Source organism: Ollibium composti (assembly GCF_004801285.1).
Lineage (GTDB): Bacteria > Pseudomonadota > Alphaproteobacteria > Rhizobiales > Rhizobiaceae > Mesorhizobium > Mesorhizobium composti.
On record NZ_SSNY01000012.1, the window covers coordinates 104,782 to 119,416 of the forward strand.

Genomic DNA, 14,635 nt, shown 5'->3' on the forward strand with positions numbered 1-14,635 from the left:
AACAACAATCCAACAGATATCCAAGCGGAGGAAAGGACATAAAATGCGTATTGTGAAATCCTTGGGCTGGCTGTCGCTGCTGGCCGGCACGGCGCTGATGGCGTCGGCTGTCGGATCCATGGCGAAGGACAGCTACACGATCGGCATCTCCAACACCGTGCAGGGCAACGGCTGGCGCGAGGAGATGGTGTGCGCGATGAAGGCCGAGGCGCTCGCTTCCGGCAAGGTCACCAAGCTCAACATCGCCCACCGCAACACCGACGCGGCCGGGCAACTGGAAGACATCCGCAATCTCATCAGCGCCGGCGTCGACGCCATCGTCGTCAACCCGTCCGATCCGTCCGGCGTCAATGCCGCGCTGAAGGAAGCCACCGACAAGGGCATCGTCGTCGTCGCCGTCGACCAGGGCGTGACGGAGCCGTCGGCCTACGTCATCTCCAACAACCAGGAGGAATACGGCTATCTCGGCGCCAAGTGGCTGTTCACGCAGATGGGCGGCAAGGGCGACGTGGTCTACATGCGCGGCGCCGCCGGCGCTTCCGCCGACAGCGACCGCGACAAGGGCTTCAAGAAGGCGCTGGCCGAGTTCCCGGACGTGAAGGTCGTGCACGAGGTCTACACCGGCTGGCAGCAGGACCAGGCCAAGCAGCAGATCCTCGACTTCATCGCTACCGGCACGCCGTTCAACGGCATCTGGACGTCGGGCATCGACAACGTCATCGTCGACGCCTTGCAGGAATCGCAGACGCCGCTGGTTCCGGTCGTCGGCGCCGACAATGCCGGCTTCGTCGGCCAGCTCAGTTCGGTCGAAGGCCTGCAGGGCGCGGCCGTCACCAATCCGGGTTCGATCGGCGGCGCCGGCGTGACGCTGGCGCTGCAGATCCTCGACGGCAAGAAGCCGGCCGACCAGACCGTGCTCGTCGAGCCGCAGATCTGGGACAACACCACCGACGAAGGCAAGGCCAAGCTGAAGGCCGCCGCCGATCCGTCGCTCAATCCGGAATGGCCGGTCTCGATCTCGATCCCGGACTGGACCACCTACACCAAGGAACAGATCGTGGCCTGCAAGGGGCCTGCCGACTGATCGTCTTATCCATCCGGGAAGCGGGCGGGGTGACGGGTTTCCCGTCACCCCGCATCCATCATAACAATGGCTGAGCAGATCGTGACCACCCAGCCCGTCCTCGATGCCACCGGTGTCGCCAAGAATTATGGAGCCGTTGCCGCCTTGCGCAACGCTTCCCTCTCCGTCTTGCCGGGCGAAGTCCATGCGCTTATGGGGGCCAACGGCGCGGGAAAATCGACGCTGGTGAAGATCCTCACCGGCGCGGTTCGTCCGAGCGCGGGCGATATCCTCATACGCGGCAAGCCGCTCGACGTGCGCTCTCCCGCGCAGGCGCGGCGCGCCGGTCTGGTGCCGGTCTACCAGGAACCGGCACTCATCCCCGATCTCGATATCGTCTCCAATCTCAGGCTGACGCGCACGCCCGTCGAGCCGTTCCGCAACTGGGTGCGCGAACTCGGTGTGCCCGACCTGGACCTTGATGACTTGGCGCGCGACGTTCCGCTGGCGATCCTGCGCGTGCTGGACCTTGCCCGGGCGCTGGCGGTGCAACCCGATGTGCTTTTGCTCGACGAAATGACGGCGGCGCTGCCGGCCAACCTCGCCGAAAGGGTGCTCGACGTGGTGCGCCGCCAGGCCGCAGCCGGCCGTTCGGTCATCTTCATCTCGCACCGTTTCGTCGAGATTTCCGCCCTGTGCGACCGCGCCACCGTGCTGCGCGACGGCGAGACGGTCGGCGTCGTCGACATCGAACCGGGCGTCGAGGAGAAGATCGTCGAGCTGATGCTGGGCGCTCGCGTCGACAGGAGCCGCCCGGTCTCGGCGTCGCAAGTCGCAGCCCGTCAGCCGGGAGAAAAGCCGCGCCTCAGCGTGCGCAACCTCAGCATCGGCACCAAGCTCAACGACGTTTCCTTCGACCTCTCCAACGGCGAGGTCGCGGGTGTCGTGGCGCTGGAAGGGCAGGGGCAGGACGAATTGTTCGGCGCCCTTGCCGGGTCGATCCGGCCCGCCGGCGGAACCATCGAAGTGGATGGCCGGGCGGTCCGGTTCGGCCATCCGGCCGACGCGATTCAAGCCGGCATCGCCTACGTGCCCGGCGACCGCGCCGAGGCGCTCCTGATGCAGCGTTCGGTGCGTGAGAACATCGCCCTGCCGTTCAGCGCGCGGCTGCGCAACTGGGGGCCGATCGGCTCGCAACGCGAGCGTGGCGCCGTCTCCAAAGCCATCGAACGGTTGCAGATCGATACGCGCGCCCAGGGCGAGGTGCAGCGGCTATCCGGCGGCAACCAGCAGAAGGTGACGATCGCGCGCTGGGTCGCGGCGGACGCCCGCACCATCCTGTGCTTCGATCCGACGCGGGGCATCGACGTCGGCACCAAGCAGGAAATCTACAAGCTGCTGAGGGAACTCGCCGGGCAGGGCAAGTCGATCCTCTTCTACACGTCGGAACTGGAGGAGGTGCGGCGTGTCTGCGACCGGGCGATCGTCATCTTCAGCGGCCGGGTGGTCGATATATTGCCCGTGGAGATCGCCGACGAAGCGGCGTTGACGCGGGCATCCTACGGTCTGCCGCGCGGGGCGGCGGCGGATGTCGGCATTCTCGCCGACGCCGCGCAGAAAGGGGCGGGTGCGCCGTGACTTCCTTTATCCGCCGTCAAAGCTGGGTCAGCGGTCTCTTCGCCCTGCTCGTCGTCCTTTTTATCCTGACCAGGATCATCCAGCCCGGCTACGGCTCGGGTGACTTCGGCTCTCTCGCCCGTGCGGCGCTGCCCTACGCCTTCGCCGTCGCGGCGCAGACCGTCGTCGTCATAGCCGGCGGCATCGACCTGTCGGTCGCCTCGCTGATGGCGCTGACCAGCGTCATCGCCGCGTCGATGATGAACAGCGCCAGCGAGGAATATGCGCTGTTCGTGGTGCCCTTCGTACTGGCGGTCGGCTTCCTGGTCGGCGCGCTGAACGGGCTACTGATCGTGGTGACGCGCGTGCCCGACATCGTGGTGACGCTGGCGACGCTGTTCATCCTGCAAGGGGCGGCGCTGATGGTGCTCGAGGCGCCGGGCGGTGCGGCGGCCGAATGGCTGAAAGCGTCCATCGTCGGCACCGTCGCTATCCCCGGCATTCCCGAAAGCGTCACCGCCTGGATACCGAAGGCGCTGGTCGTGTTGCTCGTGTGCCTCGGTCTCGTCTGGATTCCGTTGAAGCGCTCGGCGCTCGGCCTGTCGATCTACGCCATCGGCTCGAGCGAACTGGCTGCCTTCCGAAGCGGCGTGTCGGTGGCGCGCACCCGTATCGCCGCCTATGCCATCGGCGGCCTTTTCGGCGCCATGGGCGGGCTGTCGCTGACCATGAGTACCGGCATCGGCGCCCCCATCCCCGGCCCCTACCTGCTGGCCAGTGTGGCGGCGGTGGTGCTGGGCGGCGTTACCCTTGGGGGCGGCAAGGGCGGGCTCGTCGGGCCGATCGTGGCGGTGTTCATCCTCAGGCTCATGCGCACGGATCTCACCCTGCTCGCCATCGACCCCAACGTGACATCGATCGTGGAAGGAACCGTCATGGTGGCCGTCGTCATGCTCGGCGCCTTCCTCGCCATGCGGGAGCGCCGGCCATGAGCAGCGTCACTTCACCCACGCCGCAGGTGTCGCTCGGGCGCCGCGTCAAGCGCTTCATGAGCGACCAGCCGCTGGTGCCCCTCATCATCCTCCTGATCGCGCTGGTGATCGTGCTGCAGATCCTGCGGCCCGGCATCGTCAACGAGCGCTGGCTGGCCAATACGGTCAAGTTCTCCATTCCCCTGGCACTGCTTGCCGGCTCGCAGACCATGACGATGCTGACGGGCGGCATCGACCTGTCGGTCAGCACCGTGGCCACGATGGCCGCCTTCATCATGGCCTCGCAGGCGGCGGCGCACGGCGCGCCCGTGGCGGTTCTGCTGGCGCTGCTGCCGGCCTTGCTGATCGGCATCGCCAACGGCATCGGCGCCGGCGTCTTCCGCGTCCATCCCCTGATCATGACGCTCGGCACCAGCCTGATCGGCGCCGGCTGCCTGCAGGTCTACCAGCGCACCGTCATCGCCACCGGCACGCGCATCCCCGACCTGTTCACCTGGCTGGGAACGGGTGTGACATGGGGCATTCCCAATGCGCTGGCGCTGTTCATCCCGGTCGCGGCGTTGATCCTGTTCATCCAGAAGCGCACCGGCTTCGGCAGGCTGCTCTATGCTCTCGGCGACAACGAGAAGGCTGCCCGGCTGTCCGGCGCGCATTACTGGCAGGTCATCCTGGCGCTCTACGTCTTCTCGTCGCTGCTGGCGGGCGTCGCCGGCCTGCTCTATGTCGGCCTGATTCGGGCGCCCTCGTCGCTGTCGCTGGCCGAGCCGCTGCTTCTGCCTTCGGTGGCGGCCGCCGTCGTCGGCGGCACGTCGATCTTCGGCGGGCGCGGCGGCTATACCGGCACCATCGTCGGCGCGCTGATCCTGACGGTGCTCACCACCCTGCTGACGATTTTGCAAATGCCGGAGGGCGCGCGCCGCGTCCTGTTCGGCGCCATCATCCTGCTCGTCACCGCCGTCTACCTGCGCATCACCGAGGATCGCTGACGCCTGCACGCTCAACCGGCGAGCAGCCTCTTCAGCTTGACCTCGGGCGAGGCGAGGGCGGCGGGGGCGAGCCGCGCGCCCTTGGCGATCAGCATTTCGGCCAGCCGGATATCGCGCGCCACGGCGGTGTCGGGGCCGATGCCGCTCGCCGCGACGAGGCGTCCGTCGCCGGCGAGATGGAACAGGATGAAGGCGTTTTCGCCAATGTCGCGCCGGATACTGCTGTTCGCCTCGTCGGAAAGCCCTGCGATCTGCATGGTCAGCTCGTACTGATCCGACCAGAACCATGGCACGGCGGAAACCGGCTCCTCGTGGCCGAGCATGTTCCTGGCGGCAAGCGCGCCTTGCTCCTGTGCGTTGCGCCAGGCCTCCAGTCGCACACGCCGCCCACCATAGACGGCGAGAGGAAAGGAGCAGCAATCGCCGGCGGCGAAGATCGCCGGATCGGCGGTGTGCAGCATGGCGTCGACAGCGATGCCGTTCTCGATCCTCAGCCCCGCCGCCTCGGCCAGCCTGGTGTTGGGCTCCGCGCCGATGCCGATCACGGCGAGATCGGCGTCGATCACGCGGCCGTCAGCCAAGGTCAGCTGCACCTTTTGGCCGTCGTCGTCGATCGCCGCGATACCGGCGCCGCATAGAATCTTCGCGCCGTGCGCCTCATGCGCCGCATGGACGACAGCCGCGATCTCGGCCGGCACGCCGCGCATGAGGATACGCGGCTGCGCCTCGATAACGGCGACGTCGGCGCCCAGTCGCCGTGCCGAGGCGGCCAATTCCAGCCCGATGAAGCCGCCGCCGACAACGGCGATGCGGCTTTGCGGCCTGAGGTGTCGGCGGATCGCCAGCGCGTCGTCGAACGTCCTGAGATAGACGCAGCGCCTGCCGAGCCCCGGCATCGGCAGCTTGCGCGGCGTGGAGCCGGTCGCGAACAGAAGTTTCTCGTAGGCAAGCTCGCTGCCATCGGCCAGTTTCACCAGCTTGGCTGCCCTGTCCACCGACGCGACCGTAACCGGGCGCAGATGGGTGATGGCTTTATCCGCGAGGTCGGCCTCGCCGGCGATCGCCTTGACCGCCGGGGCATCCGCCACCATCGCGTCCTTCGACAGCGGCGGGCGTTCGTAGGGCAGGTGAGGCTCGTCGCCGATCAGCGTCACCGGCCCGGCATAGCCGAGGTCGCGCAGCGCCAGCGCCGCGCGCCCGCCGCACTCTCCGGCGCCGATGATGACCATCCCCCCGTTCATGGATCTATCCTGTCTCGCAATTCCGGACGGAAAACCGGTTCCCACTTTTCCTGGAATTGCTCCTATCCGACCTGGATCAGCACCTTGCCGCCCTCGACCTTCACCGGATAGGTCTTCAGGTTGACGCAGACGGGTGCGCCCTTGGCCTCGCCGGTCTTGTAGTTGAAGCGGCCGTTGTGCTTCGGGCATTCGATGATGTCGTCTATCACCAGCCCGCCGGAGAGATGGACCTGTTCATGCGTGCACAGGCCGTCGGTGGCGAAATATTCGTCGTCCGGCGACCGGTAGATGGCGAAGGTATGTCCCGCGTGGTCGAAGCGGATGACGTCCTCCTCGTCGACGTCGTCCGCGCCGCAGGCCTCGATCCATTCACTCACTTGCTCGTCTCCCTGGGTGGTGTCTCTGGGTTGTAACGGAGGCGCCGCCTTTATTATCGGTCCTGAAGAACCTATTCCGCCGCCGCAGGCATGCGGTCGTCCTGGTGAAGCTCCTCGCGATAGGGCTTCGCGGTCGGCGGCAGCTCGCGCCGCAGGTAGTAGTCCTCGTAGCGAAGCTGGCGCAGGAAGGCCGGGATCATCTCCCTGTAGCCGGCCCATATGGAAGGGCAGGGGGCCGGCAAGTCGTGCTTGATAAGGTCGTGCAGCTTCGGCAGCGCGTGATAGGGCACCATCGGGAACATATGGTGCTCCACATGGTAGTTCATGTTGAGGTAGATGAAGCGGCTGACCGGGTTCATGTAGACCGTGCGGCAGTTCAGCCGGTGATCGGTGACGTTGTCGGCCAGCCCGCCGTGTTGCAGCAGGCCGGTCATCACCATGTGCCAGGCACCGTAGAGGCGTGGCAGCCCGATCAGCATCAGCGGCAGCCATGAGTGCAGGGCGAGCGCGAGGGTTGCGGTCGCGATGTAGATGGCCATCCAGACGCGGGCGACGCGGATCGCCTTCGGCCGCTCGGATTCGGGGATGAAGGTGGCTTCCTCGGCGCCGATGACGCCGGCGGCGTTGCGCACCATGTCGACCGTCGCCTGCCAGGCGTCGAGGACGCCGACGAAATTCAGCACCAGCCGCACGAGGTCGGGCGGGCGCATGACGGCGATCTCGGGGTCGCGGCCGACGATGATGGTGTCGGTGTGGTGGCGGGTGTGGCTCCAGCGCCAGGTCACCGGGTTGCGCATGATCATGAAGCAGGCGACCTGGTAGACGGCGTCGTTCATCCACTGCGTGCGGAAGGCGGTGCCGTGGCCGCATTCATGCCAGCGCGAGTCCGACGAGGAACCATAGAGCACGCCGTAGACGAAGAAGAACGGTACGCACCACCACGTGCCCCAGAACCAGATGCCGCCGGCGGCGCTCACGATGAAGGCGGCGATCCAGATGACGGTGTCGCGAATGGCCGGGCCGTCGGAGCGCTTCATCAGCTCCTTCATCTGCTTGCGCGGCACGTCGGTGTGATACCACTCGGCCGCCGCCAAGCCGTTCTCGACGGCAAGCCGGGAGTCGCGGCCGATCAGGCTGTAGTCGCGCCTGGTTGGTCGCACGGAGGCATCGGTGACGGCTATGCCCATCTTCATCTCCCTTGCAGTGCCCTGCTGGAGCCATATGGCCGGGCCGCATGAAATTGCTTCCCTTAAGGTAGCAAGCGGCGTCAAATTGCTCAATATCCATCATTCATATTGCAATGAATTCTATCATTATCTATCATAATCACGACAAACCGGCAGACCCGTTCCTATGGTGAAGCGTCCGACCATTGCCGATCTTGCCCGCGCTGCCGGCGTCAGCGTCGCCACTGTCGATCGCGTCCTCAACGGTCGGCTGCCGGTGCGCGAAGACACCACCCGGCGCGTCTACGAGGCGGCGACGGAAATCGGCTTCCACGCCGCCGACCTGATCGGCCGGCGCCTGCACCGGGACCTGCCGGAACTGCGGCTGGGCTTTCTGCTGCTCAGGCCGGACGATCCGTTCTACCGGGCCTTCGCTACCGAACTGGAGGAGGCCGTTTCGCGCTCGCAGCGCTTTCGCGGCACGGCGGCGATCGACTTCACGGAAACGCTTTCGCTGGACGAGATCGTCGAGCGGCTGCGCCGACTGGCGGCAAAGTCGCGCGCGGTCGCCGTCGTCAGCCCCGACCATCCGATCCTGTCGAGAGCGGTGGAGGAACTGAAGCGGCGGGGCGTCCCCGTCTTCGCCCTGTTGTCGGACTTCGCCGCGGGCGTGCGGGAAGGCTATGTCGGCGTCGACAACCTCAAGGTCGGGCGCACCGCCGCGTGGATGATCGCCACGGGCGCGAAGCGGCCGGGCAAGGTGGCGCTGTTCGTCGGCAGCCACCGCTTCCATGGCCACGAATTGCGCGAGATCGGCTTCCGCGCCTTCTTCCGCGAGCATGCGCCGGACTTCACCGTCATGGAGACGCTGGTCAATCAGGAATCGTACCAGCTCACCCACGACGCGCTGGTCCAGCTTTTGCGCCAGGATGGCGACCTCGCCGGCTGCTACATCGCCGGCGGCGGCGCGGAGGGCGGGATCTCGGCGCTGCGCGAGGTGCGGCCGCCGCGCAAGCCGGTGATGGTCTGCAACGAAATCACCGCCGACCGGCGCGTCGCCCTTGCCGAAGGGCTTTTGACCATGGTGATCGACACGCCGCTTCGGCCGCTCTGCGCGGAACTGGTGGACCTGATGGCGCACGCGCTGGAAAACGGCGCGACGGGCGCGCAGGGACAGACCTTCGTGCCGTTCGGCGTCTATCTGCCCGAGAGTGTCTGATGGGGTGCCGTCGGATAGAGCCGGCTCCGCCGATAGGCATCTGCGCCGACGGCTTCATCCCGCGTGTCGAGGCGCTGTCAGGTTCCCGGCTGTTCGCGGCCTGAACAGCCAGCCGGGAGGACGTGGCGTTGACGGTGCCGATACGACTCCCTATGGCTGCCGGGATGCGGTGTCGCGGGGGAATGCGTCCTTCGATCGCCCAATCTCGATTGATGCCAGGATGACGGACAGTTTTTTCTTCTTTTTCGCCGTCATCGCGGCCACGCTCTTTGCCGGGCTCTCGAAGGGCGGCTTCGCCGGTGTGGGTATGGTTTCGACACCGATCCTTGCGCTGGTCATGCCACCTGTACAGGCTGCTTCCGTGATGCTGCCGATCCTGCTGATCCAGGATGCCTACAGCGTCGTCTCCTATCGGCGCACCGTCGACCGGCGCAATCTTGCCATCCTGTTGCCCGGTGCGGTGCTGGGCATCGCGCTAGGCTACAGCCTCGCCTCGTATTTGCCGCAAGCCGCCGTGGCGCTTGCCATCGGCGTCATTTCCGTCGGCTTCTCCCTGCTCGGCCTGCGCGGCCGGACAGTCGCCCGCTCGAAGCGACCCGCCAAAGTCGCGCCCGGAATGTTCTGGGGCGCGCTGTCGGGCTTCACCAGCATGATCGCCCACGCGGGAACGCCGCCATTCCAGATCTACGTCATGCCGCAGAGGCTGGAGCGCGATCTTTTCGTGGGCACCAGCGTGGTGTTCTTCGCCGTCGTCAACTGGATGAAGGTCCTGCCTTACACCCTGCTCGGCCAGTTCTCCGCCGAGACGCTGAAGCTGTCGTTTCTGTTGGCGCCGTTGGCGCTGTTCTCGACGTGGCTGGGCATCCGGCTGGTGCGGCGCACGGATACCGAGCGCTTCTATCTCATCGCCTATGTCCTGCTCGGACTGGTAGGGCTGAGCCTCGGTTGGGACGGGCTTAAAGGCCTCTTTTTCGCCTGACCTTGGAAGCCTTTCCCTCGCAAAATCCATGGTGAGGAAAACCTCGCTTGCCATGCTGCAGTTTTTTGTTCATGATGAACTTGTTCGTTAATTAAGAATCCTTGTCAGAGTGGCTATCACCCCTGACTTGAAGGACAGGCCGGGGAGGACGCACGGACATGGCCATCGCCGTTTCGACCGCAGGCTATTGGCATATCGCCTCGCTCGACGAGGCACTCGCCCAACTGGCTGCTTGCGGCATCGAGGCGGTGGAGTTTTTCCCTTATCCGCCGCACCTCGATCCCGCGTCGTTCGGCAGCTATGAGCGCAGCCGCGTCAAACGAATGATGCGCGATCTCGGCCTGCGCTGCGCGTCGGTCAACTTCACCATGGAGCTGAACCTGATGGCGCTTCATGCCGGGCTGCACCGGCTCGCCATGGCCGAGTTCAAGCGCGCCATGGAAATCGGAGCCGATCTCGGCGCCCCTTGCTTAGTCCTGCCGTTCGGCCGCCGCCATTCGCTGATGCCGGCGCCGGCCGACACGACCCTCGACTATCTATGCGCGGAAGTTTCCGCGCTCGCCGATCATGGCCAGCGCGGCGGCATCAAGGTGGCGCTCGAAACGCTGCCGTTCGACCTGCTCAGCACCGGCAAGGCCGTGCTCGACATCGTCGAACGTATCGGTCATCCCAATCTCGGCATCTGCTACGATTGCACCAACACGCTGGGCTTCGAGGACCCGGCCGCCGGCGTGGCGGCGGTCAGGGACAGGCTTCTGCTCGTCCATATCAGCGATAGCTGGCGCGATCGCTGGGCGCATACCTCGATCGGCCGCGGCGACATCGATTTCCCTGCTTTCGCGGCGGCGCTCGACGCGATCGGTTACGACGGCGATCTCGTCTACGAAGTGATGGACGGCGAAGACCCGACGCCGCGCCTTCGCGGCGATCTCGCCAAACTGAAACAGGCCGGCTTCCGTTCGTAGGCCCGGCATTCCCAATCGCAAGGACCCGTCTGCCCGACATGACCATCTCGTCCGCCCCCAAACTATTCCAGCCGCTCACCTTGCGCTCCGTCACGCTGAAGAACCGCGTCGTCATTTCGCCGATGTGTCAGCACGCCGCCAGGGATGGCTTCGCCCAGCCCTGGCATATGGTGCATTACGGCAAGTTCGCCCTCGGCGGGGCGGGGCTGGTGTTTACGGAAAGCACGGCCGTCTCGTCCAACGCCCGCGTGGGGTTCGCCGACCTCGGCCTCTGGCACGACGACCACATCGCCGGCCTGAAAGCGATCGTCGATTTCGTCCATGCCAATGGCGCGATGATGGGCGTCCAGCTGGCGCATCCTGGCCGGAAGGCGTTTTCCGAACCGCTATGGGAAGGCGGGCGGGCGCTCACCGCCGACACACTCGACAAATCCGGCATCGCATGGCGTCGCATGGGGCCGAGCGCGCTGGCGGCGGGCGAGCAATGGTCGGTTCCCGAGGAGATGACGCTCGCGGACATCGCCACCGAGATCGAAGCCTTCGCGGCGGCGACGCGCCGCGCCGCGACGGCCGGTTTCGACGTCGTGGAACTGCATTTCGGCCATGGCTACCTGGCGGCGAGTTTCCTGTCGCCGCTCGCCAACCGCCGCACCGACGCCTACGGCGGCAGCCGCGAAAACCGGATGCGCTTCGTCATAGAGGCGGCCGAGGCGGTTCGGCAGGCATGGCCACAGGACAAGCCGCTATTCATCCGGCTTTCGTGCCTGGACGGGGCGGAAGGAAGCTGGGGACTTGGGGACACCGTGGTGCTGGCTTCGGTCCTCAAGCAGGTCGGCGTCGACGTGATCGACTGTTCGTCAGGTGGGCTGACGGAGGAAACCCGCTCGCTGACCATTCCGCGCGGGCTCGGCTTCCAGGTGCCGTTCGCCGAACGGGTGCGCCGCGAGGCCGGTATTCCCACCCAGGCCGTCGGCCTGATCGTCGATCCGCGCCAGGCCGAACAGATTCTGGCCGAGGGAAAGGCGGATCTGATCGCCATCGGCCGCGAGGCGTTGCGCAATCCCTATTGGGCGAACGAGGCGGCGCTGGCGCTCGGCCATGCCGAAGACCATTCCACCTGGTCCTTCCGCCATGCCGCCTGGCTGGCCAAGCGCGAGCCGATCATGCGCAAGATCCGGGACGAAGGACAACTGGAACAATTCAAGGCTGCCCGCTGAGCCGACGGCAGGCTCGACGGGAGGAGGAACCGGCGGAGGTCCATCCGCCACGCACACATATCTGGAGGAGAAGACATGAAACTGGACAGATTGCTGAAATCCACCGCGCTCTCGGCGGTTGTCGCGACACTCGCCTTCGTTGGCTCGGCCGCGGCCCAGGAGGTCATGAAGCTGCGCATGCATGCCGCGCACGCCACGCAGACCCCGGTCATCGGAACGATCGTGCCGTGGATCGCCGAGCGCATCGAGAAGCTCTCCAACGGCACTCTCGACATCGAGGTCTTCGAGCCGGGCGCGCTGGTGCCGGGAACGGAATTCTTCGACGCCGTTTCGCAGGGCGCGATCGACATGGCCTATGGTACGCCGGGCTATGGCGCCGGTCTCGAACCGGCGCTCAGCGCCTTCACCTCGGTGCCCTTCGGGCCGGGCGAGACGGAGATGCTCACCTGGATGCGTTATGGCGGCGGCTACGAAATCTTCGACCGCATCCTGGCCGGTATCAACATGAAGGGCTTCGTGTGCACACTGAACCCGCCTGAAACAGCGGGCTGGTTCCGCAAGGAGATCAACAGCGTCGCCGATCTGAACGGCATGAAGCTTCGCTATTTCGGCCTCGGCGGCAAGGTTCTGTCGAAACTCGGCGCCTCCGTACAGCTCATTCCGGGCGGCGACGTCTATTCGGCGCTGGAACGCGGAGTCGTCGACGGCGCGGAATTCTCCAACCCGTCCGCAGACGAAACCATGGGCTTCTATCAGGTCGCCAAGATCGCCTACTTCCCGGGCTGGCATCAGCAGACGTCGATCAATGCCGTCTACATCAATCTTGATACGTGGAAGAAGATGACGGCAGAACAGCAGTTCGCCATCGAGACGACATGCGGCGAAGCCACGGTCAAGACGCTGGCCGAAGGATCGGCAGCGCAGGGGCCGGCGCTGAAGCGCATGAAGGAGGCGGGAACCGAGTTCAAGACCTGGCCGCCGGCAGTGCTGGATGCCCTGCGCGAACAGTGGAAAGTGGTAGCCGAGGAGGAGGGCGCCGCCAATCCGGTGTTCAAGGAGACGATGGATTCGCTGAACAAGTTTCGCGAGGACTACAAGCTCTGGGGCGAACTGGGCTACGTCAAGTAATCCGCAAGCAGCCCTGAGCCCGGCAGGTATCTGCCGGGCTCATGCCTTCGCGGCCTGTCTATTCGCTGCCGCCGTCTTTTCACCAGCGCCTGGGGCTGCCGGGAAACGGCTCCACCTGGTCCAGTTCTTCTGCCCTCAATTCATAGGCAAGTTGATAGAGTCCGTAGCGCGGCTTCTCCGTCGCGATGCCTGACTGCTCGAGCCGCGACAGGATCTCGGGCAGCAGTTGCGCGAGCAAGAGGCGGCTGAAGCCTTCGATGACCATCACCCCGACGGCTGTGTCGTGCCGGGTTAGCGGGGGCCGGTTCGGCGCGATGTCGGGATCGGTGACGCCGAGATGCACGGCGACGACGGGCGGCAGGCCGATCAGCCAGGCAAGGACGTCATCGACAATCGGAGCGCCGGCTACGACTTCCTCGCTCAGCGGCATGATCAGGCTGCACGCCGCGCCGCCGGTTCCGCCGCCGCGTTGCGCAAGCAAGCGGCAGTTGTTGCGCCAGGAATCGCGATACTGGTCGATGATGGCGTTGAACCATACGGACGAGCCGCCGGGATGTTCCGGCCAGGGTTTTTGCGCCAGCCTCGCGAATGCGGTCATGTCGCGCGCCGGATAGAACATGAAGTAAGCCGGTAATTGGCCCTTTCCCTCGCCGTAGCGGCGGCCGAAGTCGATCCCGCCGCGCCCGGCGGCATTGGCCACATAATCGGGCACATGCTCGCGCGTATGGACGAGATTGTATTCCTCGTCGATGCCGGGCGGCACGTTGTGCCACAAGGCGACAAACCCTCTTGCCTGCATGGTCATGCCGAAGCCTCCGAAGCGGCGGCGGTGTTGGAGGACAGCATGTCCCGTATGGCCGCCGGTTTGCAATATTTTATGTTATAAACGAAACGATTCGTTGATTCCAAGTTTTTGTCTGTCTAACGTGCACCTTTGGTAAGCCTCGCCGGACGAGGCGGATTGGCGATAGGGAGGAGGATGGAATGATCAGCCGTTTCGGATTGGTGAAGCGCAAGACGGGTCTCGACGACGAGGCATTCCTGTCGCATTGGCGCGGCACGCACGGGCCGCTGGCGGCCAGACTTCCGGGCCTGCGCAGCTATTACCAGCATCGTATCGAGGACGCGCGCCAGTTCGGCGTCGATCACCCGCGCGGCGGCTGGGACCTCGACGGGTTCTCCGAGCTCCAGTTCGACAGCGTCGGGGCGATGAAGGCGGCTATCGCCTCGCCGGAGTTCGCCCCCACCGTCGAGGACGTCGCGAAGTTCCTCGGCGAAATCCGCCTCGTCGTGTGCGAGAAGAACGTCGTCGTCCCGCTGGCGCTCGGCGACGGTCCCTTCGTCAAGCGCATGTCGATCCTGAGGCGGCATCCGCATGTCTCCTCCGCCGACTTCCGGCGCGAGTGGCAGGAACGACACGCCGAGTTCGTCAGGCATTGGCCCAACGTGCTTGGCTATACCCAGAACCTCGTGGTCGACCGCTATTCGGCGATGGCCGAGACGGCCGCGTATGAAGCCGTGCCGGTCGACGGCATCGTCGAGTTCTGGTTCCGCTCGAAGGACGATGTGGCGGCGCTGTTCAAGTCGGACCTGGTGGCCAGGACGCAGGAACACGCCCACTCCTTCATCGCCGAGATCACTACCTATTTCGTCGAAACCGTGCAGATCGCCTGAGCGTGGAGCCT

At 65.6% G+C, this 14,635-nt stretch carries 14 protein-coding genes; 10 read left to right on the top strand and 4 right to left on the bottom strand.

Annotation, left to right across the window (positions count from 1 at the left end):
• Positions 1-43: 43 nt before the first annotated feature.
• From E6C48_RS18780 to E6C48_RS18795, 4 genes are all read left to right on the top strand, one after another.
• Positions 44-1,084, top strand: coding sequence for an ABC transporter substrate-binding protein (locus E6C48_RS18780; RefSeq protein WP_136359712.1), 1,041 nt, complete (start codon positions 44-46; stop codon positions 1,082-1,084).
• Positions 1,085-1,165: 81 nt separating this feature from the next.
• Positions 1,166-2,701 carry a sugar ABC transporter ATP-binding protein gene (locus tag E6C48_RS18785; protein WP_136359773.1) on the top strand — a complete coding sequence of 512 codons (1,536 nt, stop codon included), beginning with the start codon at positions 1,166-1,168 and terminating at the stop codon, positions 2,699-2,701.
• Positions 2,698-3,672: an ABC transporter permease gene (locus tag E6C48_RS18790; RefSeq protein WP_136359713.1), complete on the top strand. Its 975-nt coding sequence runs from the start codon at positions 2,698-2,700 to the stop codon at positions 3,670-3,672. Before E6C48_RS18785 ends, E6C48_RS18790 begins: the two co-directional genes overlap by 4 nt.
• A complete protein-coding gene (locus E6C48_RS18795) occupies positions 3,669-4,658 on the top strand; it encodes an ABC transporter permease (protein WP_230978861.1) in 990 nt (329 codons plus the stop codon). Before E6C48_RS18790 ends, E6C48_RS18795 begins: the two co-directional genes overlap by 4 nt.
• A gap of 11 nt (positions 4,659-4,669) precedes the next feature.
• Here E6C48_RS18795 and E6C48_RS18800 read toward each other — a convergent pair whose 3' ends face one another.
• The 3 genes from E6C48_RS18800 to E6C48_RS18810 form a co-directional block, all read right to left on the bottom strand.
• The gene (locus E6C48_RS18800) at positions 4,670-5,899 is read right to left on the bottom strand and encodes an NAD(P)/FAD-dependent oxidoreductase (RefSeq protein ID WP_136359714.1); all 1,230 of its coding nucleotides are present in this window, start codon (positions 5,897-5,899) and stop codon (positions 4,670-4,672) included.
• A gap of 62 nt (positions 5,900-5,961) precedes the next feature.
• On the bottom strand, positions 5,962-6,276 hold the full coding sequence (locus E6C48_RS18805) for a MocE family 2Fe-2S type ferredoxin (RefSeq protein ID WP_136359715.1): 315 nt from the start codon (positions 6,274-6,276) through the stop codon (positions 5,962-5,964).
• 71 nt (positions 6,277-6,347) lie between these two features.
• Positions 6,348-7,463: a fatty acid desaturase family protein gene (locus E6C48_RS18810; RefSeq protein WP_136359716.1), complete on the bottom strand. Its 1,116-nt coding sequence runs from the start codon at positions 7,461-7,463 to the stop codon at positions 6,348-6,350.
• Positions 7,464-7,629: 166 nt separating this feature from the next.
• On the opposite strand from E6C48_RS18810, the gene E6C48_RS18815 reads away from it, so the two are divergent.
• The 5 genes from E6C48_RS18815 (at position 7,630) to E6C48_RS18835 (ending at position 12,950) form a co-directional block, all read left to right on the top strand.
• A complete protein-coding gene (locus tag E6C48_RS18815) occupies positions 7,630-8,661 on the top strand; it encodes a LacI family DNA-binding transcriptional regulator (RefSeq protein ID WP_136359717.1) in 1,032 nt (343 codons plus the stop codon).
• A gap of 220 nt (positions 8,662-8,881) precedes the next feature.
• Positions 8,882-9,640, top strand: a complete 759-nt coding sequence (locus E6C48_RS18820; protein ID WP_136359718.1) for a sulfite exporter TauE/SafE family protein — start codon at positions 8,882-8,884, stop codon at positions 9,638-9,640.
• A 158-nt stretch (positions 9,641-9,798) separates the two neighbouring features.
• Positions 9,799-10,605, top strand: coding sequence for a sugar phosphate isomerase/epimerase family protein (locus tag E6C48_RS18825; RefSeq protein WP_136359719.1), 807 nt, complete (start codon positions 9,799-9,801; stop codon positions 10,603-10,605).
• Positions 10,606-10,643: 38 nt separating this feature from the next.
• A complete protein-coding gene (locus E6C48_RS18830; RefSeq protein WP_136359720.1) occupies positions 10,644-11,822 on the top strand; it encodes an NADH:flavin oxidoreductase/NADH oxidase in 1,179 nt (392 codons plus the stop codon).
• 75 nt (positions 11,823-11,897) lie between these two features.
• Positions 11,898-12,950 carry a TRAP transporter substrate-binding protein gene (locus E6C48_RS18835; protein WP_136359721.1) on the top strand — a complete coding sequence of 351 codons (1,053 nt, stop codon included), beginning with the start codon at positions 11,898-11,900 and terminating at the stop codon, positions 12,948-12,950.
• Between the two features lie 79 nt (positions 12,951-13,029).
• Here E6C48_RS18835 and E6C48_RS18840 read toward each other — a convergent pair whose 3' ends face one another.
• A complete protein-coding gene (locus E6C48_RS18840) occupies positions 13,030-13,821 on the bottom strand; it encodes a hypothetical protein (protein WP_136359722.1) in 792 nt (263 codons plus the stop codon).
• A gap of 113 nt (positions 13,822-13,934) precedes the next feature.
• Between E6C48_RS18840 and E6C48_RS18845 the strand changes: the two genes are divergently transcribed.
• Positions 13,935-14,624: an EthD domain-containing protein gene (locus E6C48_RS18845; protein ID WP_136359723.1), complete on the top strand. Its 690-nt coding sequence runs from the start codon at positions 13,935-13,937 to the stop codon at positions 14,622-14,624.
• The last annotated feature ends 11 nt before the right edge of the window (positions 14,625-14,635 follow it).

Excerpts from the sequence above, each read along its gene's own strand:
- E6C48_RS18800 (WP_136359714.1), bottom strand. The coding sequence starts at position 5,899 with ATGAACGGGGGGATGGTCATCATCGGCGCCGGAGAGTGCGGCGGGCGC.
- E6C48_RS18825 (WP_136359719.1), top strand. The coding sequence starts at position 9,799 with ATGGCCATCGCCGTTTCGACCGCAGGCTATTGGCATATCGCCTCGCTC.
- E6C48_RS18835 (WP_136359721.1), top strand. The coding sequence starts at position 11,898 with ATGAAACTGGACAGATTGCTGAAATCCACCGCGCTCTCGGCGGTTGTC.
- E6C48_RS18830 (WP_136359720.1), top strand. The coding sequence starts at position 10,644 with ATGACCATCTCGTCCGCCCCCAAACTATTCCAGCCGCTCACCTTGCGC.
- E6C48_RS18820 (WP_136359718.1), top strand. The coding sequence starts at position 8,882 with ATGACGGACAGTTTTTTCTTCTTTTTCGCCGTCATCGCGGCCACGCTC.
- E6C48_RS18810 (WP_136359716.1), bottom strand. The coding sequence starts at position 7,463 with ATGGGCATAGCCGTCACCGATGCCTCCGTGCGACCAACCAGGCGCGAC.
- E6C48_RS18845 (WP_136359723.1), top strand. The coding sequence starts at position 13,935 with ATGATCAGCCGTTTCGGATTGGTGAAGCGCAAGACGGGTCTCGACGAC.
- E6C48_RS18780 (WP_136359712.1), top strand. The coding sequence starts at position 44 with ATGCGTATTGTGAAATCCTTGGGCTGGCTGTCGCTGCTGGCCGGCACG.
- E6C48_RS18815 (WP_136359717.1), top strand. The coding sequence starts at position 7,630 with ATGGTGAAGCGTCCGACCATTGCCGATCTTGCCCGCGCTGCCGGCGTC.
- E6C48_RS18795 (WP_230978861.1), top strand. The coding sequence starts at position 3,669 with ATGAGCAGCGTCACTTCACCCACGCCGCAGGTGTCGCTCGGGCGCCGC.